At 65.1% G+C, this 22,379-nt stretch carries 21 protein-coding genes and 1 tRNA gene; 9 read left to right on the forward strand and 13 right to left on the reverse strand.

Features of this window, described 5'->3' with window-relative positions:
• Positions 1-92: 92 nt before the first annotated feature.
• The 4 genes from MHZ91_RS20820 to MHZ91_RS20835 form a co-directional block, all read right to left on the reverse strand.
• Complete coding sequence (locus MHZ91_RS20820) at positions 93-1,781, reverse strand: ATP-binding protein (RefSeq protein ID WP_239215473.1); 1,689 nt, start codon at positions 1,779-1,781, stop codon at positions 93-95.
• A complete protein-coding gene (locus MHZ91_RS20825; RefSeq protein WP_239215475.1) occupies positions 1,768-3,291 on the reverse strand; it encodes an ATPase domain-containing protein in 1,524 nt (507 codons plus the stop codon). Before MHZ91_RS20825 ends, MHZ91_RS20820 begins: the two co-directional genes overlap by 14 nt.
• A 265-nt stretch (positions 3,292-3,556) precedes the next feature.
• Positions 3,557-4,435, reverse strand: a complete 879-nt coding sequence (locus MHZ91_RS20830) for an Ig domain-containing protein (RefSeq protein ID WP_175138687.1) — start codon at positions 4,433-4,435, stop codon at positions 3,557-3,559.
• 478 nt (positions 4,436-4,913) lie between these two features.
• The gene (locus MHZ91_RS20835) at positions 4,914-5,687 is read right to left on the reverse strand and encodes a response regulator transcription factor (protein WP_239215477.1); all 774 of its coding nucleotides are present in this window, start codon (positions 5,685-5,687) and stop codon (positions 4,914-4,916) included.
• A 345-nt stretch (positions 5,688-6,032) separates the two neighbouring features.
• Here MHZ91_RS20835 and MHZ91_RS20840 point away from each other — a divergent pair, with 345 nt between their 5' ends.
• Positions 6,033-7,304 carry an MFS transporter gene (locus tag MHZ91_RS20840; RefSeq protein WP_239215479.1) on the forward strand — a complete coding sequence of 424 codons (1,272 nt, stop codon included), beginning with the start codon at positions 6,033-6,035 and terminating at the stop codon, positions 7,302-7,304.
• 57 nt (positions 7,305-7,361) lie between these two features.
• Here the strand turns inward: MHZ91_RS20840 and MHZ91_RS20845 are convergent, their stop codons facing one another.
• Complete coding sequence (locus tag MHZ91_RS20845) at positions 7,362-8,234, reverse strand: NAD(P)-dependent oxidoreductase (RefSeq protein ID WP_191579344.1); 873 nt, start codon at positions 8,232-8,234, stop codon at positions 7,362-7,364.
• 196 nt (positions 8,235-8,430) lie between these two features.
• Between MHZ91_RS20845 and MHZ91_RS20850 the strand changes: the two genes are divergently transcribed.
• On the forward strand, positions 8,431-8,859 hold the full coding sequence (locus MHZ91_RS20850; RefSeq protein ID WP_056563788.1) for a PaaI family thioesterase: 429 nt from the start codon (positions 8,431-8,433) through the stop codon (positions 8,857-8,859).
• Between the two features lie 67 nt (positions 8,860-8,926).
• On the opposite strand, the gene MHZ91_RS20855 is transcribed toward MHZ91_RS20850, so the two are convergent.
• Complete coding sequence (locus tag MHZ91_RS20855) at positions 8,927-10,384, reverse strand: phospholipase D-like domain-containing protein (protein WP_175124356.1); 1,458 nt, start codon at positions 10,382-10,384, stop codon at positions 8,927-8,929.
• 217 nt (positions 10,385-10,601) lie between these two features.
• On the opposite strand from MHZ91_RS20855, the gene MHZ91_RS20860 reads away from it, so the two are divergent.
• Positions 10,602-10,677: transfer RNA gene (locus tag MHZ91_RS20860), tRNA-His, on the forward strand.
• A 304-nt stretch (positions 10,678-10,981) separates the two neighbouring features.
• Here MHZ91_RS20860 and MHZ91_RS20865 read toward each other — a convergent pair.
• Positions 10,982-11,638, reverse strand: coding sequence for a GntR family transcriptional regulator (locus MHZ91_RS20865; RefSeq protein ID WP_175124357.1), 657 nt, complete (start codon positions 11,636-11,638; stop codon positions 10,982-10,984).
• Between the two features lie 215 nt (positions 11,639-11,853).
• Here MHZ91_RS20865 and MHZ91_RS20870 point away from each other — a divergent pair, with 215 nt between their 5' ends.
• From MHZ91_RS20870 to MHZ91_RS20885, 4 genes are all read left to right on the forward strand, one after another.
• Complete coding sequence (locus MHZ91_RS20870) at positions 11,854-12,828, forward strand: tripartite tricarboxylate transporter substrate binding protein (protein WP_175124358.1); 975 nt, start codon at positions 11,854-11,856, stop codon at positions 12,826-12,828.
• 24 nt (positions 12,829-12,852) lie between these two features.
• Positions 12,853-14,448: a gamma-glutamyltransferase gene (ggt, locus tag MHZ91_RS20875; protein ID WP_239215481.1), complete on the forward strand. Its 1,596-nt coding sequence runs from the start codon at positions 12,853-12,855 to the stop codon at positions 14,446-14,448.
• Between the two features lie 226 nt (positions 14,449-14,674).
• Entirely contained in the window at positions 14,675-16,012 is a 1,338-nt protein-coding gene (locus tag MHZ91_RS20880) for a trypsin-like peptidase domain-containing protein (protein WP_239215483.1), read from the forward strand.
• Between the two features lie 123 nt (positions 16,013-16,135).
• Positions 16,136-16,684 (forward strand): DUF3455 domain-containing protein, encoded by a 549-nt coding sequence (locus MHZ91_RS20885; RefSeq protein ID WP_175124360.1) that lies wholly within the window; start codon positions 16,136-16,138, stop codon positions 16,682-16,684.
• A 133-nt stretch (positions 16,685-16,817) separates the two neighbouring features.
• On the opposite strand, the gene MHZ91_RS20890 is transcribed toward MHZ91_RS20885, so the two are convergent.
• The gene (locus MHZ91_RS20890) at positions 16,818-17,273 is read right to left on the reverse strand and encodes a hypothetical protein (protein WP_239215484.1); all 456 of its coding nucleotides are present in this window, start codon (positions 17,271-17,273) and stop codon (positions 16,818-16,820) included.
• A 146-nt stretch (positions 17,274-17,419) separates the two neighbouring features.
• Here MHZ91_RS20890 and MHZ91_RS20895 point away from each other — a divergent pair, with 146 nt between their 5' ends.
• Positions 17,420-17,743 carry a hypothetical protein gene (locus MHZ91_RS20895; protein WP_239215485.1) on the forward strand — a complete coding sequence of 108 codons (324 nt, stop codon included), beginning with the start codon at positions 17,420-17,422 and terminating at the stop codon, positions 17,741-17,743.
• 458 nt (positions 17,744-18,201) lie between these two features.
• On the opposite strand, the gene MHZ91_RS20900 is transcribed toward MHZ91_RS20895, so the two are convergent.
• The 3 genes from MHZ91_RS20900 to MHZ91_RS20910 all read right to left on the reverse strand — a co-directional run bounded on the left by MHZ91_RS20900 (position 18,202) and on the right by MHZ91_RS20910 (position 20,464).
• A complete protein-coding gene (locus tag MHZ91_RS20900; protein ID WP_175138695.1) occupies positions 18,202-19,308 on the reverse strand; it encodes a porin in 1,107 nt (368 codons plus the stop codon).
• Positions 19,309-19,540: 232 nt separating this feature from the next.
• Entirely contained in the window at positions 19,541-20,260 is a 720-nt protein-coding gene (locus tag MHZ91_RS20905) for a glutamine amidotransferase (protein ID WP_239215486.1), read from the reverse strand.
• Positions 20,261-20,296: 36 nt separating this feature from the next.
• Positions 20,297-20,464: a hypothetical protein gene (locus MHZ91_RS20910; RefSeq protein ID WP_313065589.1), complete on the reverse strand. Its 168-nt coding sequence runs from the start codon at positions 20,462-20,464 to the stop codon at positions 20,297-20,299.
• Here MHZ91_RS20910 and MHZ91_RS20915 point away from each other — a divergent pair.
• Entirely contained in the window at positions 20,463-20,630 is a 168-nt protein-coding gene (locus MHZ91_RS20915) for a hypothetical protein (RefSeq protein ID WP_239215511.1), read from the forward strand. The two genes, MHZ91_RS20910 and MHZ91_RS20915, sit on opposite strands and share 2 nt — an antisense overlap.
• A gap of 111 nt (positions 20,631-20,741) precedes the next feature.
• Here the strand turns inward: MHZ91_RS20915 and MHZ91_RS20920 are convergent, their stop codons facing one another.
• On the reverse strand, positions 20,742-21,704 hold the full coding sequence (locus MHZ91_RS20920; protein WP_191579337.1) for a tripartite tricarboxylate transporter substrate binding protein: 963 nt from the start codon (positions 21,702-21,704) through the stop codon (positions 20,742-20,744).
• 29 nt (positions 21,705-21,733) lie between these two features.
• Entirely contained in the window at positions 21,734-22,375 is a 642-nt protein-coding gene (locus MHZ91_RS20925) for an RraA family protein (protein WP_191579336.1), read from the reverse strand.
• Positions 22,376-22,379 lie beyond the last annotated feature (4 nt).

The raw sequence follows: 22,379 nt of genomic DNA on the forward strand, positions 1-22,379 counted from the left end.
AACGCTGACTGTTACCGCCAATGCGCCGGCCAGAGCTGCGCGTGGAGTCTGAGCGATTGGCCGGCGACGCGATCCTGCTGGAAGGTGTCGCCCTATCCTCGCCCGGCAGCGCGTCTGCCAGTCAGGCGCAGCAGCAACCCCGCCAGTTGCTCCAGCCGATAAGGCTTGGACAACAGCGGAATACCCTCTTGCCCCGCCCTTTTCACTTCCTCGCCCAGAAAGCCGGTCATCAATGCCACCGGAAGATCGGGCCTCTGGGCGCGCACTTCCCGCGCCAGTTGAATGCCGCTCTTGCCACCGGGCATCATGGCATCCGTCAGCATCACATCAATAGCGGCGCCGTCATTCAACACGTCCAAGGCTTCGGCGGCACTGGCGGCCGGCGTCACGACATAACCCAGCTCTTCCAGCATGCTGGCGGTCAGCGTCGCAACGTCCGCGTCGTCTTCCACCAGCAGCACGTTCAAGGCCGCCGGCCGCTCCTGGACCACGCCGGACTCGCCCGATTTTCCCTGCGCAGCCAGCCGCCGTTTCGACCGCGGCAACAAGACCGAAACCGTGGTGCCGACGTCCATCTCGGTGGAAAGGTCGATGGCGCCGCCCGATTGTTTGGCAAAGCCGTACGCCTGCGCCAGCCCCAGCCCTGATCCCTTGCCGATATCCTTGGTGGTGAAAAACGGTTCAAACACGCGTTCAGCCACCGCCGGGCTCATGCCGGTCCCCGTGTCCGACACCCGCAATGCAATGTGGTCGACGGTCAGCTCTCCCTTTCCGGATGCGGTCATGTTCTCGGTTCGGATCTCGATCACACCGCCGTCCGGCATGGCGTCGCGCGCGTTGACCGCCAGATTCAGGATGACGAGTTCCAACTCACCAGGGTCCACTTCGACCGGCCAGAGGTCGTCGGCCAGCGCCAACGCAATGACGATGTCGCCGCGCAGGCTGCGCTCGAGCATCTCGAGCATGTTTTGAACGACCGTGTTCAGGTTGAGGACCTCCGGGCGCAACGCCTGGCGGCGCGCGAACGTCAGCAATTGGCGAGACAACGAGGCGCCGCGGTCCACCGCCTGCCGCATCGAGCCATACAAGCGGGTGCGCCGCGCTTCGTCGATGGGACGCTGCAGCATTTGCAGCCCGCCGGAGATGACCATCAGGAGGTTATTGAAGTCGTGGGCCACCCCACCGGTGAGCTGACCCAGCGCTTCGAGTTTCTGGGCCTGGCGCAGCGATTCCTCGATCCTGCTGCGCTCGCGCATCTGCTGCTGAAGCTCGGCGTTGGCCAGTTCCAGTTCGCGCGTCCGGCTTGCCACGACCGACTCAAGCGCCTGCGCGGCCTGCTTCTCAGCTTGCAGCAACGTGCGGATTTCATATTGCCGGGTCCGGGCGCGCGCCGCCGTTTGAACCGTGGTGGTCAATGCAAGGCTTTGAACCGGCCGTTCCAGGAGCGAGACATTGCCCAATAACTCGGTCATTTTCTCGCGCCAGCGCACAATAGGGCCGGTTTGCGTCTTGCCGGTCAACACGACGAACGGCAGCCCCGACCACGCCGGCTGCGCCTTCAGCCACTCGGACACCAGTTCCAGGTTCTTGCCGAACAGCCCTTCCTCGGTCAAACAGACGGCCAGGGCGCCGGCGTCCGCCTGCGCCAGCAGCTCCTCGATATTGCGACAGACGAACGTGTCGAAACCCGCGCGCTGCAGCAGCCGCGCGCCGGCTTCCCCGTCGCGGCCGATCGGTGCGTAGACGAGCACGCGCGATTCAGCGTCCTCAGGTCGATGCATCGGGATTGTTCAGCAAAAGGCGCAAATCGTCGCCGGTGTATTGCGGCGTTCCCGAAAAGATTCCGTGAAACGAGGTCAATGGCGGGCCAACGATCAGCCCATCTTCGGACATGCTGAATTCGCGGATGGCATGTTCGTGCGCGCCACTGCGCTTCTTGACGACGGAGATGGCACGCCGGACGCGTCCGTCGTGCTCGAAATACCGCAACATGATCACCGTATCGCTGAGATAGCTGATGTCCATGGGCGTTTCCATCGGGCCCACCAGACCGTGCTGGGCCAGGATCATCACCGTCGTCACGCCCTGCTGCCCCAGGTAGCTCAGTAATTCGTGCATCTGCAGAATCAAAAAGCGCCCGTCGGGCATGGCGTTCAGATAGCCGTTCAAACTGTCGAACACCACCACGCGCGCGCCATCATTTTCGACCGCGCGGCGAACCATCGCGGTGAATTCGCCCGGCGCCATCTCCGCGGGATCGATTTGCTTGAAGGTCAGAAGCCCTGCGTCCAGCGCGGATTCCAGCGGCATTCCCAGCGCACGTGAGCGCGCGAAGAACGTGGCCCGGGACTCGTCGAACGCGAAAATGGCTGCGTGCTCGCCGCGCTGCGTCGATGCCAGCGCATAGGTTGCCGCAAGCGAAGACTTGCCCACCCCCGCCGCGCCGATCAGCAGAACATTCGTCCCGCGGTCCAACCCGCCGCCCAGCAAGCTATCCAGTTCGGCGTTGCCGCTGGGCGTGGGCGTCGGGGCAAACTCTTTGTGATGCTCCGCCGCAACGAGCCGCGGATAGACCTCGAGCCCGCCCTTCCTGATCGTGAAGTCGTGGTAGCCACCGCGAAAATCCATGCCGCGCATTTTCAATATGCGCAGCCGCCGTCGCTGGGCGCCGTAGTCGACCGCCAATTGCTCAAGTGCGATCACGCCGTGCGAGATCGAGTGCAATTGCAGGTCGTCCTCTTTGGCCGCCTGGTCGTCCAGCAGAATCACCGTGCACCGGCGATTAGCGAAAAAATGTTTCATCGCCAGAATCTGCCGGCGATAACGCAGCGAGCCCTGCGCCAGCAGGCGCAGTTCCGACAGGCTATCGATGACGACCCGTGCTGGGTCAAGCTGTTCAACCTTGTCCAGGATCAGGCGCGTGGTCTCGGTCAGCTCCATCTCGGCGGGGTGCAGAACGGTGAGCTCCCGCTCGGGATCCAACACGTCTTCGGACACCAGTTCCAGGATCTCGACACCGTCCAATGACCACCCGTGGCGGTGGGCGACCAGACTGAGTTCGGCCGGACTTTCGGAAAGCGCGACATAAAGCGCGCGCTCGCCGTGGCGGACGCCTTCCAACAGGAATTGCATTCCCATGGTCGTCTTGCCCGTGCCCGGCCTTCCCTCGCACAGATACATTTTGTTGGGGTCCAAGCCGCCGCCGAGAACGTCATCGATGCCGAGGTTTCCGGTCGAAATTCGGGGATCTGGCTTGAAAGCCGCAGTCTGTTCTTCAATCGTTGCGCTCATGGCTTTCCCGTAAAAACGAGTGAGAAAGCAAGCATATCGCCATCGTCAATCCCGAATGGCATCCAGCACGAAAGATATGTTACGTACTGAATCGCACCCGTCGGACGAGAATCGCGGCTTCAAGTCCGACCAGAAGGAGGTCAGCGCGGGATTGCATGGCCTGGCTCGCCGCTTGGCCCTGTAACAAAGGTGCAATGCAACCCGCAAAAAACGCCCGCCTTCTGCATGCGAATGCAGAAGGCGGGCGTCTTGCGGGTGAACCGGCTTATTCGAACGAAATCTGAAGCTGAGGATTGATCTTCCATTCGAATCGGGCGCTGGCCTCGCCGCCGCCGGCGTCCTGGGCCAACACCACATACCGGCCTTCTTGCGGGGTCGGCGGCACCAAACCCCGTAGCGTGCCGGTGGCCTCGTCGAACTTCAGGCCTTCCGGAAGCCGGGCAGGCGTCGTGCCATCCTTGTCGAATAGCGTGTAGCGCACCGCACCGCTTCCGCCCGTGGCGTTTACCACCGGCACCGCCGACGGCATCGTGGCGCCCGCCGTGAGTTCGATCGGAAGGGTGGAGACCTCCAGCGCGGGCGCAAGGTTGAAATCGACGGGAATGGAAACGCGGGCGCCGCCCTCGTCGCTGATGGTGGCCGTAAGCCCCGCCATTTTTTCCAGGGACTTGGGCACCGCGCCGCTGACACGGCCGCTGCCGTCGAGCACCAGCCCGGAAGGCATGCGCATGGCGCTGCCGTCGGGATTTGAATAGGAGACGGCGTAGTTGCCGGTGCCGCCGCTGACGTTGATGAACTTGACGGGGCTCTTGATGCGCCCGCCCGCCGTCGCTTGAATGGAGCCGCCCTCGACGTTCAAGGGCGGATTGATGGTCAGTTGCACGGTACGGCTGGCCTTGCCGCCGCCGCTGTCTTCGACCTGGATGAGATACGTCAATGTCTTGGGGCTGGCCACAGAAGGAGCGGCGCCAGACAGCGAACCGTCGGATCCGAACACCAGCCCGGCGGGCAGTTCGGCGGGTTTGCCGCTGGTATCAAGCAGCCGGAAGTTCAACGCCCCGGTGCCGCCCGACGTGCGCACCCGGATCAACTGGGAATTGAGCGTTGCGCCCGAGGTGATGGAGAGGCCCTTGTCCGGTGCCACGGCAGCCGGGCGGGCGCGGGTGATGTCTTGAGATCCCGTGGTTGCCGCGGACGCCGCCGGCGCTTTGGTGCCGGATGAAGGTGCCCCCTTGGCAGGCGCGGCACGCTGCGTGATTTTCCCCACGGGCGGTTTGAAGTCTTCGGCAGCGATGGCTTGGCCAGGCGTGACTGCGATCAGTCCAACAGCAGCTCCCAAGCACGCGAATCGGGAGATTATCTTTTTATTCATAACGGTCCTTGTGACTTAATCAACGATGCGCAGTGCGCATTACACGTCTCTCTACAGGCCAGGCGCGGCAGCCTGGCGTGCGAGCCCCCAATTACCTCGTGCCCTTCAATCAGACCTTGATGCGCCGCTTTGCCGCTTTGCATTTACATCACGGCGTCGCGCAAGGCTGCAGGCCACGTTCTGCGTCAACGAATCTGGAAACTGGGCGTCACATTATTTCAAGATCAACAGGCCGAAATGCAGAGTAGAACTACCTCTTTGCAGGCAAAAAATGGCGAGGCGACTCAGTAAGCCTGCCGTCGCTGACCGGCTTTATCAGACCAATGAAAAGGCGGGCCAAGGCGAGCGAGGTGTTGATGTTCAACTTCGAGTAAATGCGCGCCTTGTGGTTGTCGACGGTACGGACTGAAATATGGAGATGCTCTGCGATCTCTTTGCTGGAATGCCCGGCGATGACGCCTTGGACAATCACCAGTTCACGCGGCGTGAGCATCGCTTTGCGTGCTTCTTCCTGGTCTGATCGGAGCCGGTTCAGGTGAGCGCGGCGGCTCAGCCGCAGTGCATGGTGAATGGCTTGGCAGAGCCGGCTTGAGTTCAAGGGTTTGGCAAAGAAATCGACGGCGCCGCGCCGCATGGCTTCGACGGCATCTCCGAATTCGGGTTCGGCCTTGATGAAGATGGTTGGCAACGCCGCGTTGACCTGAACCAGGTCGCGCTGTATCGCGGTATCGGCAGCCGCCTTCCCGAAATCCATGATGAGACAGTCGCACTCGCCCGCTGAATAAATGGACAGGAATTCGTTGACTGTTCGGCTCTGCACGACTTCGATGGAGAAGTCGGCGAGCGTCCGGCGCACCGCCCACACCGAAGACTCGTCCTCGTCCACGATGTAGGCTTTGGAGCCACTGGGCAAGGCGCTGGCTTGGCCAATGACTGACTCCGCATCACGCGATGCCAGAAATTCGTCCGGAATGGACCGGTATTGATACTGCCTCCACCGCAGCGGTTGTTCGGAATACGGCATCGTTGAACAGCCAGGAAGAATTGAAAAGTGTCCAATACGGCCGGCAAATTGCCAGCACGCTGCGCAGGCGAGTATAGGTATGCAGTCCCCGTCCCGAAATCGGATATTTATTAAAAACTTGGGGTGACCGCTCACCGGACAGGATTACTCAATCTTGCCGCCATCGCTTTATAGCCAGGAGTAATATGACGCGTCTGGCGTCAAACCCGCCGGCGCAAGCAAGCCGATTCACGCCTGGTCCTTCCCACCCCTGTCGACAGCGGAGCGTCCCTCCGTGCCTGCCCTCGGTGTCTGCAAGTCCTGGCGCGCAAGTGGCCACAAAAAAAGACATCGAGGAGAAGCGGATTGGACAAGCAAGAGTCGGGCGGCTGGTATTTCGGCTGGAACATCGTCGGCGCCGCCACGGTACTCACCCTGTTTACGGTCGGCCTGCGCATGGGCATCGGACCGTTCTTTCTGCCCATGGCCGAGAGCCTGGGCTTTTCGCGCAGCCTGCTGTCGGGCATCGTCGCCATCGGCATGCTGTGCTATGGCCTGGGCATGCCGCTGGCGGGTTATCTGGTCAGCATCCGCGGCACGCGCTTCGTCCTGCTGACCGGCACGGCCATCGTGGTATTGGCTTCCATCTGGACCGTCTTCGCGCGCGGACCCCTCGAATTTTTGCTGGCCTTTGGCGTTGCGCTATCCGTGGGTCTGGCCTTCACCAGCCCGGTGGCGCTGACGCCGGTGATCAGCCGCTGGTTCACGCGCCAGCGCGGCATGGCGCTCTTCTTCCTGTCCACCGGGTCGATGGCCGGCATCGCGCTGATGACCCCGACGCTCACCTACGCCATATCGGCGGTCGGCTGGCAGGAAACGCTGCTGGGCTTTGCCGTGCTGTTTGCGCTGTTGACCGTGCCGGTCGCGCTTTTCGTGATGCGCGACGAGGCGCCCGAGCACACCGACCTGCTGCCCCATCAGATCATCGAAAAGACCGGCACGGCCAAGCCGGCAGCCAAGGCGCCCGCGCCGGGGCTGGGTGATGCCCTGCGCACGTTGCCGTTCTGGCAGGTCGCGCTGGGTCTGTTTGCCTGTGGTTTCAGCATGAACCTGCTGGGCACGCACGGCATGCCCATGCTGATGGACCACGGCTTTGACGCCACCACCAGCTCGCTGGGGATCGGCCTGATTGGCTTGGTCGCCATTTTCAGCACCTTGGTGCTGGGCCGCATGTCCGACCAGGTCGAACGCCGCAACATCCTGGCGGCCATCTATCTGGTGCGGGGACTGGGATTCTTCGCGCTGGTCATGGTGGGCGCACATTGGGAACTGTATTTGGCTGCGACCATCGGCGGCATCGTCTGGGCCGGCAGCATCGCGCTGTCCTCGGCCATCCTGGCAGACGTGTATGGCATCCGGCTGGTTGGCGTGCTGTACGGGCTGACGTATCTGGGCCACCAGATCGGCGGCATGATCAGCTCGTGGCTGGGCGGCTGGGCGTTCGAGACCTTTGGCACGCACTGGGTGGCCTTCGGGTCGGCCGGCGCGCTGCTGTTCCTGGCCGCATTCATCTCGATGCGCCTGCCGCCGCGCGGAATCCTGCGCGCGCCACGCGCGGTGCCTGCCGCCGGACGCTGAATCGCCCGAGGCTTGGGCGACTTGCCGAGGGTGCGCCGCACCCCCGGCCCGCAGGCGTTAACGGTCTTTCAGCAACGACACCAGCTCGGGCACATAACGTTCGCCGCCGCCTTGCGCAACGGCCTGATCGAACGTTTGCTGCACGGCGGCGCCGATCTCGCGGACCGCTCCGGCTTCGGCGGCCATGGTGTTGTAGTACGAAAGATCCTTCTGCGCGTTCGACATGAAAAAGCGCAGGGACGACGGATCCTGTTCCAGCAAATACGGCTTGATGCGCTCCAGCGCTACACCGCCGCCGCCGCCCTTGGCCAGCACTTCCGCAAAGACGGCCGGGTCGATGTCGGAACGCAGCGCGCACGCCGCGGCTTCGGACAGCAGCGCCACCACGCCCAGCGACACATAGTTGTGCAGCAGCTTCATGCGATGGCCGGCGCCCACCGGGCCGGCATGCGTGATGTTTTCAGCGAAGCAGGCCAAGAGCGGCTTGCATTCGTCAAACAACGCCGCATCGCCGCCCACCAGCAGGTTAAGACGGCCTTCGGCGGCTTCTTTCGGGGTGCGCGTCATGGGCGCGTCCAGAAAGCGGCCGCCGCTTTCGGTGACGGCCTGCGCGACCTTCACGGTCGACGACGGAATGGCCGTTGAGCAATCGATGATGACGGTGCCGGGACGCAGCCCCTCGAGCACACCGGCCGGCGACAGCAGCACGGCTTCGACCTGCGGGCTGCCGGTGACGCACAGGATGATCACATCCGACTGCGCAGCCAGCTCGGCCCCGCTGGTCACGCTGACCGCGCCGGCCGCCTTGAGCGCGTCCAGCGGCTGGTTGCCCGGGTGTTCGAGCACGGTCAGCGCGTGACCATGCTTGACTAGGTTGCTTGCAATGCCGTGGCCCATGAGGCCGATACCAACCATGCCGACTTTCGCCATCTTCAAATGCTCCTGCCATGTAGGGTGATTGTTGTGCCGTAAATCTTACCCTCAGAAGATGAGCGCTGGGCCGGGGGGTTGCACGGCGTGGTGACAATTCCGCGTGCGTCCGCGCCCCGATCACCGCGCTATGCCTGCGCGGTCGCGTCTGGAATACTTTCGGGGATCGTCCTACGGGACTCTTGCATCGCCAGCCATGACAGACTCCCTTCCCGCCGGTTTCACGCCCTGGTATCCCAGCAGCCAGTTCATGCGCCACCTGAACGACCTGGGCCCGTTCTACCGCCGCAAGGCCGACAACGTGTTGGCCCTGCGGGTCACCACGGCGCACGGCAACATGCACGGCATGGCACACGGCGGATTTCTGGCCACGTTTGCCGACAGTGCGCTGGGCCTCGTCATTTCCGAAGACGCCCACGTATCCGTCGTCACGGCGCAGATGTCCGTCGAGTTTCTGAATGCCGTCAATCCGGGCGATTGGCTCGAAGCCCACGTGCAGATCGACAAGCAGGGCAAGCGGCTCATCTACGCGACCTGCCGCCTTCAGGTGGAGGGCCGCGTCATGCTCAAGGCGAGCGCCGTGTTCGCGGTGCGACATGCGGCGGTGCCGGCTTCGGACGGCTGATCGACGAAGCGGGCGTGGCCGGCGGCACAGGCTTGCCGGCCGGGACCCGCGCTACAAGGGACCCACGCTACAGATAAGGCGTAGCCAGCCAGATCACCTTGTTGCGCAGGCGCTTCGCAAAAGGCGCCTGCAGCAGATCTTCCAGCGTCACGCGGTGCGCGTTGGCGATCAACGCATCAACGCGCGCGCCGATCCAGCGGGCCACCTCGGGATCGTAGATCTCGGTGTCCAATTCGAAATTCAATCGCAGGCTGCGCGGATCCAGGTTCGACGAGCCGGCGTAAGTCCACGCGCCGTCCACCGTCATCAGCTTGGAGTGATCGAATGCACCGCTCGACCGCCAGACGCGGCAGCCCGTTCGCACCACCTGATCAAGCTGCGCCGTCATCGCGTAGTCCACCAGCCGCAGGTTGTTCTTGCCCGGAATCACGATGTCCACGACGATCCCACGTCGCGCCGCCGTGGCCAGCGCGCCGATCAGCGTCTGGTCGGGCAGGAAGTAAGGCGATTGGATCCGCACGTGATGCCGCGCCACCGCCAACGCGCCCAGCAGCATGTTGTGCGTGCTGCCGATTGCGCGGTCCGGGCCGGACGGCACGCAGCGGATCGGCACGTGGCCCGACGGCGGCAGGTAGTCAGGATCGAACCACGGCTTGGCGGACAGCGACTCGTGCGTCGTGAAATTCCAGTCATGCGCGAACACCGACATCAGCTGCGTCACGATCGGCCCTTCCACGCGGAAGTGCGTGTCGTGGTTGGTGGCATCCCCCGCCAGCGCGCTGACAAACGCCGCCCGCACGTTCATGCCGCCCGTAAACCCCACACGTCCGTCTACCACCAGCACCTTGCGGTGGCTGCGCAGATTGGCGTAGGGCATGCGCAGCACGCCCATCGGATTGGTCATGAACCGCGCCACCGGCACGTTCGCCTTCGCCAGCATGCGCACGATCGGCGGGCGTGAATACTTGGAACCCACGGCGTCGATCAGCACCCGCACCTGCACACCGCGCGCCTGCGCTTCGATCAGCGCCTCGGCCACCTCGCGCCCGATCGGATCGTTATCGAAGATGTAGCTCTGCATCGCCACCGTGTGCCGCGCCTCGCGGATGGCCTGCAGCATCGCGGGATACGTCTCGTCGCCACCCGCCAGCGGCCGCACCTGGTTGCCGCCCAGCAGCTCGAACCGGCTGACGCGGTCGCCAAGCACTTTCAATGACGCAAACTGCTCGCCCGATATGGGCACCACATCCACCGGCGCCGTCGCGACCTGCCCAGCGTCCTCGAGCATCGCGTCGTCCCGCTGCTGCGACACCCGCGTCTTGCGAATGCGGTTGATCCCCGCCACGAAATAGAAAAGCGCCCCGAGGATCGGCGAGAACATCGCCACCCCCACCCAGCCAATGGCCGCCCGCACATCCTGCTTGGTCATCGCGGCATGCACCGCCGCGCCCGTGCCCGCCACGATGCTGATGGCAAAGGCAACATGAGGCCAGTATTCGATCAAAAATGCGTGTATGCGATCCATGGCGATGGCTTGAAACACGGCCTCCAGTGGTTAACCAGCGCAAGAATAGCAAGGCTGCCGCCGGTGGCAAGACTACTTTTTGAAGGCGATTTCACACCCTTCAAAAAAACGTGCTAGAATTCGGCCTCTTCGTTGTTGAGCAGCTTTCGAAGCAAATTTGAAAGGCGCAAAACGACGAAAGCACTGAAGGAAACTGAAGTGCAAAGCAGTACCAGAGGTGGCTGTAGCTCAGTTGGTAGAGTCCCGGATTGTGATTCCGGTTGTCGTGGGTTCGAGCCCCATCAGCCACCCCAAGAATTCATTTGAAATCAGCCGCTTTTAGCGGCTTTTTTCTTTTCTGGCGCTAATTCATTTCAATAATCCAGGTGCTGGATAATAAGTATTGATATCGAGTCGCGGGCCAAAGCGCTCGTCAAGTCGCACCATCACGGCGCACATCAAAGCGCACACCAAAGCGCGCATCAAATCGCCAGTCAAAACGCATCGCAAGGCAAAATTCGACCGGCCGCCCCGCTGCCGGTCGAAGTTGCGAATGATCGGTGTCTGCCACCCATGACACGGTTGCGCCAAGGGATGGCTATCGCAGCGACACCTGGATCAGCCACCCTGCTCCAAAAACGCCTGCAAAGCGGGCACCGTATTCAGCACATGCTGGCGCATCGCGGCCTCGCAACGCGCCGCGTCGCGGGTCTGTAGCGCGTCGATCAGTTCCTGGTGCGATTCGCGCACGCGCAGCACGCGGCCGGGCTGGGCGGCCCAGAGGCGCATGTACGGTTCGACAACCGAATGCAGTTCTGAGATCTGATTCAACAGGCGCGGTTGTTTACAGAAGCTGCACAGGTATTCATGGAATTCGCGGTGCGCGGCGGTCCAGTCAAGATCTTCGTTTGCGCCCTGGTCCAGCTGCTCGAGCATGTTCGACAGCCGGCGGATGTGTTCGGGGCCCATGTTTTCCACGGCATTGCGCGTGGCCAACCCTTCGAGCACGGAGCGCATCTCGAAGACCTCGAGCATCTCCTGCTGATTCAAGCCGCGCACCACGGCGCCGCGATTGGCGCGGATCTCGACCAGACCTTCCGACGCCAGGCGGCGGAGCGCGCCGCGCACGGGCATGCGGCTGGTGCCGATCTCGGCGGCCACCACGTCGGGCACGAGGCGCTGGCCGGGCGCGTAGCGGCCCAGTCGGATTTCACGCTGTAGATGCAGGTACGCCTCGTCTTCGGCGCTGATGGCTGTCTTCTGGAATTGCAGCACTGACGCCCCCGGGCTTGGAAAGCCGCCATGATAGATAAGGGCGAAAATAACACAAATTGGATCCAATGATCCATGGATGCAAATACCTATGGCCGAGGGTTCGCGCGTTGCGTTTAATCCAGGGCAGGACGCGGCAGACCGCGCCCGCTCGGCCGGAACGGGCATCAGACCCGACCCGGCCCATACGCTTTCCATAACGCGATCAAGGGGAATCCATGAAATTTCGTCTCATCCGGGCGCTGGCAGGCGCCGCCGCGATGGCCTTCGGGGCGCAAGCGGCCGCGCAAGCCACGGACTGGCCGCAGCATCCCGTGCGCATCGTCGTGCCTTTCCAGGCCGGCTCGGCCACGGACCTGATCTCGCGCCAGCTTGGCGCGGCGCTGTCCGCCGAACTGGGCCAGCCCTTCGTCATCGAGGCCCGCCCCGGCGCCGCGGCCGCGATCGGCAGCGCGTCGGTCGCGCGGTCGGCCGCGGACGGCTACACGTTGCTGATGGGCGGCCCGGCTGCCGTCGTCACCAACCGCTTCCTGCAGAAACGCCTGGCCTACGACCCCGACGCTTTCGAGCTGGTGTCGATGGTGGCCTACACGCCGAATATCCTGCTGGCCAATCCGTCGCAGCCGTTCAAGACGCTGCCCGAAATGGTGGCCTATGCGCGCGCCAATCCCGGCAAGCTGACCTATGCCTCGTTCGGCACGGGCACGACCTCGCACATGGCGGGCGAGATGCTCAAGTCCGTCGCTGGCATCGACATTCTGCACGTGCCCTACAAGGGCGCCGGCGAAGCCATCCCCGCCCTGCTGAGCGGTCAGGTGTCGATGTACTTCGACACCATCATGACCGGACTGCCCCAGGCCAAGAGCGGCTCGCTGCTGGCGCTGGGCATGTCCAATTCGCAGCGCTCGGCGCTGGCGCCGGACATCCCGACGATCGCCGAGCAAGGCTTCTCGGGCTACGACATCGCGCCGTGGTACGGTCTGGTCGCGCCTCAAGGCACGCCCGCACCGATCCTCGACAAGCTCAACAAAGCCGTCAACAAAGTGCTCGCCGACCCCGCATTGCGCGGTAAGCTCGCCGAAGCCGGCGCCGAGCCGCGTGGCGGCAGCCGCGAGGAATTCGCCGCCTTCATCAAGGCCGAGATTCCGCGCACCAAGCAGCTGATCGACCAGGCCGGCATCACCCCGCAGTAATTTTTCCAACGAGTTCCAGCACCCATGTCCTCCCCCTTCGATTGGTCTTTTCCGTACGCTTCCCGAAAAATGCCGGTCCTGGCCGCCAACGCGGTCGCGACCAGCCAGCCGCTGGCTGCGCAGGCGGGACTACGCATGCTGCTGGCCGGTGGCAATGCCGTTGACAGCGCCATTGCCACCGCGATCGCCCTGACCGTTGTCGAGCCCGTGATGAACGGGATCGGCGGCGACATGTTTGCCCTGATCTGGCACGACGGCCAGCTTCACGGCCTGAACTCCAGCGGCTGTGCGCCGGCCGCGTGGACGCCCGAGTACTTCAGGGGCCGCGACGCCATGTCGGGCACCGGCTGGGGCACGGTCACGGTGCCGGGTCAGATCGCGGGCTGGAAAGCCTTGTCCGACCGCTTCGGCAAGCTGCCCTTCGCCAAGCTCTTCGAACCCGCCATCGCGTATGCCGAGGAAGGCTTTGCGGTGTCGCCCACCATTGCGCGCCAATGGGCCAATCAGGCGCCCAAGCTCGCGGCCGAGCCGGGCTTTGCCGAGGCCTTCCTGCCGCAAGGCCGCGCGCCGCAGGCGGGCGAATGGTGGCGCTTTCCCGACCAGGCCAAGACCTTGCGCGACATCGCCGAAACCGGTGGTGAAAGCTTCTACCGCGGCGAACTGGCCCGCAAGATCGCGGACTTCGCTGCCAAGACGGGCGGCGCGCTCAGCGCCGTCGACCTGGCCGAACACCAGGCCGATTGGGTCAAGCCCATCTCGCAGTCGTTCCGCGACTACGAGCTGCACGAAATCCCGCCCAGCGGCCAAGGCATCTCGGCACTGATGGCGCTGGGCATGCTGGAACAATTCGACCTGGAAGGCATGGGCCGCGACAGCGCCGACTACTACCACGTCAGCATCGAAGCCATGAAGCTGGCGTTTGCCGACCTGCACCATCACGTCGCCGATCCGCGCCACATGCGCACCGACGCGCGCGCCCTGCTCGACCGCGCCTATCTGGCCGAGCGCGCCCGCCTGATCTCGATGGACCGCGCCAGCGTGCCCACCGCAGGCACGCCCGCCACCGGCGGCACCGTTTACCTGACCGCGGCGGACGCCAGCGGCACGATGGTGTCGTTCATCCAGTCCAACTATCACGGCTTTGGTTCGGGCGTGGTCGTGCCGGGTACCGGCATCAGCCTGCACAACCGTGGCCTGAATTTCGTGCTGACGCCCGACCACGTCAACCAGGTGGCGCCGCGCAAGAAGCCGATGCACACCATCATCCCCGCGTTCGTGACGCGCGGCGGCCAGCCGGTCATGTCGTTTGGCGTGATGGGTGGCTCGATGCAGGCGCAAGGCCATCTGCAGATGGTCACGCGTCTGGCGGCCTTCGGCCAGAACCCGCAGGCCATGAGCGACGCGCCGCGCTTCCGCGTCGAGAAGGGTCCGGTTGTGAACGTGGAATCGCACCTGCCGGCGGACGTGGTCGACACACTGCGCGCGCGTGGCCACAACGTCGCGGTGGCCCCGGTGGACAGCCTGGAGTTCGGCTCGGCGCAGCTCATCTGCCGCTTGCCGCAAGGCGGCTACGTGGCGGCGTCGGACTCGCGCCGCGACGGACAAGCCGTCGGGTTCTGACGCGTTGCGGGGCACGCCGGACGTCCCTTGCGGAAGTTCGGCGACAATCCGTGACCTGCCGGCGCGCGCCCGCGCGCTGGCAGCCTGCCGCCTTCGCGCGCCGTCATATCCCTGCAGCAGCGCCGCCCGATACTGCCGCGTCGCTGCATGAAGGACCGAAATGCCCCACCCGGCTTCACCGCCCCGCCTCAAACGCGCGCGCTCAGCGCAGCGTTTTCTTCTGACCGTGCAACGCTTACCCGCCACGCTGGCCGCCGTCGGCCTGCTGGTGCTGGCGTCCGCGACCACGCCCGGCCGCGCCGCGCTGCCTGTGGCCGTCGGTGGTCAACCGCTGCCTTCGCTGGCGCCAATGCTCGAACGCGTCACGCCGGCCGTCGTCAATATTTCAGCGTCTACCGACGCTGCGGCATCGAGCGGCGGCCGTGCGTCCACGCCCGGCAGCCTGCGGCAGAACGTGGGTTCGGGCGTCATCGTCGACGCCACCCAGGGCAACATCCTGACCAACCATCACGTGGTGCGCGGGGCGTCCGCCATCCGCGTGTCCCTGCAGGATGGGCGCAGCTTCAACGCCACGGTGGTGGGCAGCGATCCGGACACGGATCTGGCCGTGCTGCGCATCGCCGCGCAGAACCTGCAGGCGCTGACCCTGTCCGACTCCAGCGACCTGCGCGTGGGCGATTTCGTGGTGGCGATCGGTGATCCCTACGGCCTCGGACAGTCGGCGTCGTCCGGCATCGTGTCCGCGCTGGACCGGTCCAGCCTGCGCGCCGCGGGCTACCAGAACTTCATTCAGACCGACGCATCCATCAACCCCGGCAACTCGGGCGGCGCGCTGGTCAATCTGAACGGCGACCTGGTCGGCATCAACACCATGATCTACACGCCGTCGGGCGGGAATGTAGGCATCGGCTTTGCCATTCCGTCGAATCTGGCGGGCGAAGTCATGCAGCAACTGTTGCAGCACGGGCAGGTGCAGCGCGGCGGACTTGGACTGGACACGCTGGACATCACGCCGCGCAATACCCGCCAGCTTGGACTGGCGCCGGGATCGACCGGCGTCGTCGTGGCGCGCGTCGCCGATGGCTCGCCCGCGCAAAAGGCAGGCGTCCAGGCCCGCGACCAGATCCTGTCCATCGATGGCAAGACAATCGGCTCCAGCGCCCAACTGCGCAATGCGGAGGGTCTGTTGCCGGTCGGGCGCCAGGTGCGGCTGGTATTGTCCCGCGCCGGCGCAAGGACCGAGGTCCTGCTGCGCATCGAGCCGGAGCAGAACGAGCGTCTGCATGCAGGTTCACTGGACGCCCGGATGATGGGCGTGGAGTTTTCCGAGGTGGGACGCGCGCAACGCGTGCAAGGCAACGACGGCGCCGCGGTCAGCGCCACGTTTCCCGATCGCGGCCCCGTGGCCGCGCGGCTGCAGCGCGGGGATATCGTCATCGGCGTGAATCAGCGCCCTGTTAGCACGCTTGCCGACCTGCGCAACCTGCTGACCGGCGCGGGCGCGCAGCCGCTGGTGCTGACGCTGCTGCGCGGACGGACCGCCTACACGCTGCAGGTGAACTGAGCGAGGCGCTGCCCGGGAATCGTGGCAGAATGGCCCGACCCGGCGTTCGGCGCCGGTTCCAAGGCAAGCCGTCACGACAAACCATGCATCGCGGGCGCGCTCGGCCCGCCAGAAGGAGCACGGATGAACCGCATTCCGCCTCACACCCGCCAAAAGCTGCCCCGCCTGCTGCTGGCGGCCGGCCTCGCAGTCATCGCGACCGGCGCGGCCGCACAGGACAAGGCGCCGCAGATCATGCAGGTGCCGGCCGACAACCGCATCGTCTGGCAGGCGCCGGCGGAAGGCGACATCACGTATGAATGCCGGCTGACGCAGACCGACGGCGCGCGCTACGCGTGGGTCATCGCGGGCGCGGCTGCGACGCTTGGCGCGGGCCAATCCGGCCAGACCGGCACCTACAAAAGTCCGCCTGAAACCTGGCGGGCGGCCGACGGGTCGACGCTGACCGGCATGGAAACCGTGCGCGCCAATGCCGGGCCGGACCGCCTGTACGACCAGCTCGTCCTGGCCAATCCGTCGTCGGGCGTGGGTCTGTTGACCGGCGTGACCTACATCCAGCGGTTCGTGCGCGCGGGCGGCGGCGCGCCGCAGACGCCCTGCTCGGCGGCCAACAAGGGCCAACGGGCGCAGGTCAAATACCAGGCCGATTACGTGTTTTGGAAACCGAACTGAGGTTGGTTCGCTGAACGGACGTCCGGCGACGGTCGCATTGCGGCAATGCACCGCGCCGGTCGTACCGCGGCTGACCCACAGCGGCGGCCCCTGCTGCGCCGCTCGTGCGCCCGCATCGGGCAGATGCAGGGCGTTACTGCGCGACGGACATGCCCTGCTTCAAGGCATCGACCAGCCCGGGATGCCGGGCCTTTTCCTGCATGAGCGTGTAGGCGGAAAACGTCACCACCTTCTTGCCCGACGCCGCGAACAGCGCCGTCAGCTCGGCCGGGCGGCCCGACAGTTTGCTGGTCGCGTCCACTTGAAAAACGCCGATGGTGCCGACCTTGAACGCGCCGTCTCCCGTCTTCTTGAACGTCGGCACCGCTTCCTTCTGCTGCGACTGAAAGCCCGCGGCCATCGCGCCCAATGTGAACGCGTCGTCGTCGCCGACGGCCAGTTCGACCGGCACATCGATCACGATGATCGCCTGCATGGTGGCGCGATTCAGGTAGATCTTGCCGGAGACCTCGGGCGTTGCCGGGTCCGACGGAAATTCGGTTTCGGTGAAGCCGGCGGGGATGAGGACCTTGAGCTTGCCGTCCAGCACCTGCAGCGTTTGCGGCTGCGGCGGGGGAGCGGCGGCGGCGTCCGCCGTCGCGCCATTCGGGTCTTGTTGCGCGGCAGGCGAACCGGCGGCCGGCGAACCGGCGGCCGGCGATCCGGCGGCGGGCGATCCCGCGGCCGGAGGAGCCGGTGTCGGCGAGGCTGGTGTCGACGCGGCTGGCGCTGACGGCGCCGGCGCTGCTGGAGCAGGTGCTGCCGGGGCGGGCGCTGCCGGTGTTGGCGTGGCTGCTGCTGGGGCTGGCGCTGCCGCTGCGGGCGTGGCTGCGGCTGGCGCGGCCGGAGCCGGCGATGCAGGCGCTGCCGCTGTTGGGGCGGGCGATGCTGGGGCGGGCGCTGCCGCTGCTGACGCGGCAGATGCCGGCGCAGGCGCAGGCTTCGCAGACGCCGATGCCGCAGGTGCAGGTGCGGGCGCCGTCGATGCCGTCGCCGGCGCTGCCGCAGCTGGCGGCTTAGCCGCAGATGAAGCCGCCGCAGGCGCTCCGCCTGCTGCCCCCGCATCCCCCGGCTGAACATTCTGTGCCTGCGCAGAGGCGCCCGCGGCCATGGCCAGCGTCAACGCCAATGTCATTTCTGCGAGCCGTGCGTTGTGCGTGTGCATAGCTATCCGATGATTAGGCTGAGCGTTCAATACTACAACGACACTCACCCTGCCCTCGGGCGATGAGGGTCGGCAGGGTGATCCAAAATGCTACGCAATCCGGCCTCAAAAAATGACGAAGCCCGCGCAAGCCTGCGCGGGCCTTCAAATTGCCATGATCGGAGTTCGGGTGAGCGGACTGGGAGTGGAGCTAGGGAGGTGGCCGCTTTTTTCGCGTCTGTGGCCGGGTAAGACGCCCAATCCGCTCAGTGCAACCGCGGTGCAGGGCGCAAGCGGCGCGCGCCTGGCGCGCGCCGCTCATCACGTCTGCCGCTTAGAAGCGATGACGGACACCGACCATGCCCACCGTGCTCTTCACGCCGTCGATGAACGCGAAGTCCGTGGCGTAGGAGCCCAGCGCGTACAGGTTCGTACGCTTGGACAGGTTGTACGTGTAGCCGATGCTGTACACGTTCATGGCCGAATCGCCACCGGTCAGCAGATCGCTGTCCGGATCGGCACGTTGCCACGAAGCCAGGATGGTGCTGGCGCCAAGCGGAACGGTCACGCCGACCATGTACGAATTGGCCTTGAAGTCTTCGACGCCAACGTTCGAGCTGAAGCTCTTGGCCTCGGGGCTGCCGCTGCCGAAGGCGTTGATGCTTTGGCCGGTGAACCAGCCGTCACGCGTCTGACCGAACGCGGCAGCCAGCTTCACGACTTCAAAGTCGTACGAAGCGCCGATGCTCCAGGCCTTGGGCGTGGCGTCATTGCCAAGCTGGTTGGCCGGGTTCAGTTGGTCGTACGTCAGGGCGACGTTCAGCGGACCGTTCACGTAGCGCACGCCGGCCGTGATGGCGCGGGTGTTGTCAGCGGTGCGGAAGCCGGTCTGTGCGGCGGTCGTGTCGGCGATGTTGAACGAGTAGCCGACGCCAGCCTGGAAGCCGCCGAACGACGGGGTCGAGTACTGGACCATGTTGTCGTAGCGGACCGTGTTGGCGGCGCTGAACGCGTTGCCGATGTTGGCTTGGCCGTAGCTGGCGCCGAACGGATCGATCGCGCCCAGGTACTTGGAAGCGATGTTGGTCTGACGGCCGAATTCCAGCAAGCCCCACGACGAGCTCTTCAGGCCGATGGTGGCTTGGCGGCCGAACAGGCGGCTGCTCTGGCCCGACTGGCCGTTGGCCGAGTTGAAGCCGCTTTCCAGCGTGAACACGGCGGAGAGGCCGTCGCCCAGGTCTTCCGAACCGCGCAGGCCCCAGCGCGAACCGCTGGAAACGCCGTTGCTCATGCCGACCTTGGATTCATGGTAGCCATCGCCCTTGATCCGCTGATAGCCCACGCCCGTATCGATCAAGCCGTACAGCGTCACCGAGGTTTCCGCCTGCGCCATGCCGGACAGCGCGGCAAAGATGGCGGTGGCGAACAGAGTCTTTTTCATTACAGATTCCCATTGATGTGAACAGACATGCGCATGTGGCCAGACCCGCATTGCAGGCGGCACAGTGATGCACACGGCGCATGGCAGGAACGGATTCTAGGGACGCAATATGTCAGTTCTGGGGACACCAAGCGATTTCGCAGCAAGAAATGGAAATAATCGCTTTTTTGTGGCGCGACGCCGACAGCGGCGCGCACATCGGCCACGCCGGCAGGCGTGTCATGTGCGTGTGCTATGAAGACAGCATGCGCGCAAACGTGCGCAGCAATTGGCGCGCATCGTACGTGGGGACAAGGCCCGCGACCATCGCCGCCACGTCGTGGCCCTCCGCCTCGAACACCGGCGCGCGGCGCGACAGGCACGCCGACATCAGCGTCGGCGAGAACTCGGGATGGAATTGCACCGACCACGCGTTCGGCCCATATCGCAGGACCTGATGCGGATCGTGCCGCGAACGGGCCAGCACTTCGGCGCCCGGCGGCGGCGTCAACACGCTTTGCTCATGCGTCAGATTGGCCAGAAAACGCCGCGGCAGCGCGCCAAGCAGCGCATCGTCGCCAATGTCCGCGCAGAAGTCGATGGCATGCTGGCCGATCTCGCGGCCCTGCGGATGAAAGTCGACGACGCCGCCCAGCGCGTGCGCCATCAGTTGATGGCCGTAGCAGATGCCCAATAGCGGCAACTGCGCGCGATGCGCGCCGCGCAGCCATTCGGCCGTGCGCTCGCTCCAGGGCTCGCGATCCGTCACCATGGACCACGATCCCGTCAGCACCGCGCCGGACACGTCATTCCACGTGGGCAGAGGTTCGTCGTCGTGGGGCTTGAAGACCCGCACCGGCAGGTCCGGATCTTCAAGCGCGGCCAGCATCCAGTCGGCTTGTTCGCCTTGCGCCTGCCGCAGATCTTCGGGCGGGCGGCCCATCTGAATGATGGCGAGCGGTTTTCGGGTCATGGACAACGATTCTGCGGATTGAAAGGATGACGGAGTTTACTTTCCGAACAGGCGCCGCAGACGCTGGGACTCGGCGAGGTTCAGGCGCTTGGCTTCGTCTTCTGCGTAATCCCGCTCGCCGACATCGTAGGACCCTTCGTGCAGGCACTTCTTGCGATTGGCCTTGCACTCATCGTTGGACCGGGCGGGCGTGGTGGCCGCCATGCTGGCCTTTTCCGCAGCCGTCGGCTTGCTGGACGAGCACCCCGCCACCACCGCGACAAAAAACAACGCCGCGCCGCAGCGGCTGATCGTGAATATCGACATTTTCCCGGCCCTACAGAAACGCTATAGCCGCTTTTATAGCAAACGCGCGCGGGGAAAGGCGTGATAAGTCGTAGCAGACGCGGGTAGCAGAAGCGCGTAGAAGAAGCGCGTGCAGACGCGCACAGCAGACGCGGGGCATGGCGACTGCCCTGCCCCGCCTGCACAGGCGCGATTGCTACTCGATCTCGATGCCGGCCTCGTTGATCAGCGCCGTCCACTGCGCCGTGTCGCGCCGGACCGTGTCGGCAAGCTGTTGCGGCGTGCTGGAGACGAACTCCACGCCCTGAGACTCGAACTTCTGGTTCAGCTCGGGATTCTTCAGCGTTTCGACCACCGCCTCATTCAGCTTGGCAAGCACCTCGGGCGGCGTGCCCGCCTTGGCGAAGAGTCCGTACCAGGTGGTGTACGACACCCCCGGCAGGCTCTGGGAAATCAGCGGCAATTTGGCCGTGTCCGCACCCTTGCTCGGCGCACTCATTGCCAGCGCCTTTACCGCCCCCTTGTCGATCATGGGCTTGAGCGACGGCATGCTGCTGAACAGCGCCTGCACCTGGCCCGCTGCCAGGTCGGTCAGCACCTGCGACGTGCCACGGTAAGGCACATGGACCACGTCCACCTTGGCCTTGCTTTTGAAGAGTTCCATTCCCAGGTGCGCCACGCCGCCCACGCCCGCCGATCCGAAATTGACCTTGCCGGGATGCGCGCGGGCGTAATCGACGAGGTCAGCCACCGAGTTCACCGGCATCTGCGCGTTCACCACCAGCACATGCGGGCTTTCGGTCAGCTGGCTGATGGGCGCCAGGATTTCCAGCACGTTCTTGCCCTGCATGGCTTTGGACGGCACCGTCATGTTGCCCGACGCAGGCATGAGCAGCGTGTAGCCGTCTGCCTCAGCGCCCAGCACCTGATTCAGCGCGGGCACGCCGTGCCCGCCGCCCGCGTTCACGACCACCACGGGTTGGCCGAGCTTGTCGCCGAACAGCTTGGCGAACTCGCGTCCCACCATGTCGGCCGGACCGCCCGCTGCGAACGGCACAACCATCCGAATCGGCCTTTCCGGGTAATCCGCGTGGGCCGAGGCGATGGGCGCAAGGCCAGCCATCAGGGCGATCACGCCCAGCTTTTGCTTGAAGTTCATTGTCTTCCTCCTGTTGTTCTGAATGCGTGTTATCTGGACTCGCGCGGTGCGAGGCCGATGTCCAGCGTGGCCTTGGCCAACGCTTCGTCGAGCCACGCCGGGCGTAGTTCACCGCGCGCGATGGCGGCCATTCGACGGGCCTCGGCACCGGCCTTGGTCAGTGCTGCCCCAATCATCGTTTCCAATTCCTCGGGCGCGACCGCGACCAGTCCGTCGTCATCGCCCAAGATCCAGTCGCCGGGTTCGACCCGCACCCCGCCGCACTGGATCTGGCGGTTGACGCTGCCGCCGCCGGCCTTGGCAGGCCCTGCCGGCGACACCGCGGCCGCGAATACGGGTAGCGAGCCCTGGCGCAGTTCTGCCGCGTCCCGCACCGCGCCGTCGATCACCACGCCGGCGAGGCAGCTTGCCGCGGCCTGCGCACACATGATTCCGCCCATCACCGCGCGCTCGGTATAGCCCTGCGCGTCCACCACCAGCACATCGCCGGGTTGCGCAAGCGCGAGCGCCGCATGGATCGCCAGGTTGTCGCCCGCTGGGACCGAGACGGTCAACGCGCGGCCGCGTAGGGTCCAACCGGCTCGCAAGGGTTTGATCGCCGCACGCAGGTAGCGCGCGCCGGCGTCGGCCAGCAGCGTGCTGGTCAGGCCGGTATCGTGAATCGTGCGCATCGGC

Source organism: Achromobacter sp. ACRQX, assembly GCF_022346505.1.
GTDB lineage: Bacteria > Pseudomonadota > Gammaproteobacteria > Burkholderiales > Burkholderiaceae_B > Achromobacter > Achromobacter animicus.

What these genes read in the sequence shown, in the direction of transcription:
- MHZ91_RS20850 (WP_056563788.1), top strand. Translation starts at nt 8,431, where the DNA reads ATGACAGACTCCCTTCCCGCCGGTTTCACGCCCTGGTATCCCAGCAGC.
- ggt (WP_239215481.1), top strand. Translation starts at nt 12,853, where the DNA reads ATGTCCTCCCCCTTCGATTGGTCTTTTCCGTACGCTTCCCGAAAAATG.
- MHZ91_RS20920 (WP_191579337.1), bottom strand. Translation starts at nt 21,704, where the DNA reads ATGAACTTCAAGCAAAAGCTGGGCGTGATCGCCCTGATGGCTGGCCTT.
- MHZ91_RS20905 (WP_239215486.1), bottom strand. Translation starts at nt 20,260, where the DNA reads ATGACCCGAAAACCGCTCGCCATCATTCAGATGGGCCGCCCGCCCGAA.
- MHZ91_RS20900 (WP_175138695.1), bottom strand. Translation starts at nt 19,308, where the DNA reads ATGAAAAAGACTCTGTTCGCCACCGCCATCTTTGCCGCGCTGTCCGGC.
- MHZ91_RS20820 (WP_239215473.1), bottom strand. Translation starts at nt 1,781, where the DNA reads ATGCATCGACCTGAGGACGCTGAATCGCGCGTGCTCGTCTACGCACCG.
- MHZ91_RS20855 (WP_175124356.1), bottom strand. Translation starts at nt 10,384, where the DNA reads ATGGATCGCATACACGCATTTTTGATCGAATACTGGCCTCATGTTGCC.
- MHZ91_RS20885 (WP_175124360.1), top strand. Translation starts at nt 16,136, where the DNA reads ATGAACCGCATTCCGCCTCACACCCGCCAAAAGCTGCCCCGCCTGCTG.
- MHZ91_RS20870 (WP_175124358.1), top strand. Translation starts at nt 11,854, where the DNA reads ATGAAATTTCGTCTCATCCGGGCGCTGGCAGGCGCCGCCGCGATGGCC.
- MHZ91_RS20915 (WP_239215511.1), top strand. Translation starts at nt 20,463, where the DNA reads ATGCTGGCCTTTTCCGCAGCCGTCGGCTTGCTGGACGAGCACCCCGCC.
- MHZ91_RS20835 (WP_239215477.1), bottom strand. Translation starts at nt 5,687, where the DNA reads ATGCCGTATTCCGAACAACCGCTGCGGTGGAGGCAGTATCAATACCGG.
- MHZ91_RS20910 (WP_313065589.1), bottom strand. Translation starts at nt 20,464, where the DNA reads ATGGCGGCCACCACGCCCGCCCGGTCCAACGATGAGTGCAAGGCCAAT.
- MHZ91_RS20825 (WP_239215475.1), bottom strand. Translation starts at nt 3,291, where the DNA reads ATGAGCGCAACGATTGAAGAACAGACTGCGGCTTTCAAGCCAGATCCC.
- MHZ91_RS20925 (WP_191579336.1), bottom strand. Translation starts at nt 22,375, where the DNA reads ATGCGCACGATTCACGATACCGGCCTGACCAGCACGCTGCTGGCCGAC.
- MHZ91_RS20845 (WP_191579344.1), bottom strand. Translation starts at nt 8,234, where the DNA reads ATGGCGAAAGTCGGCATGGTTGGTATCGGCCTCATGGGCCACGGCATT.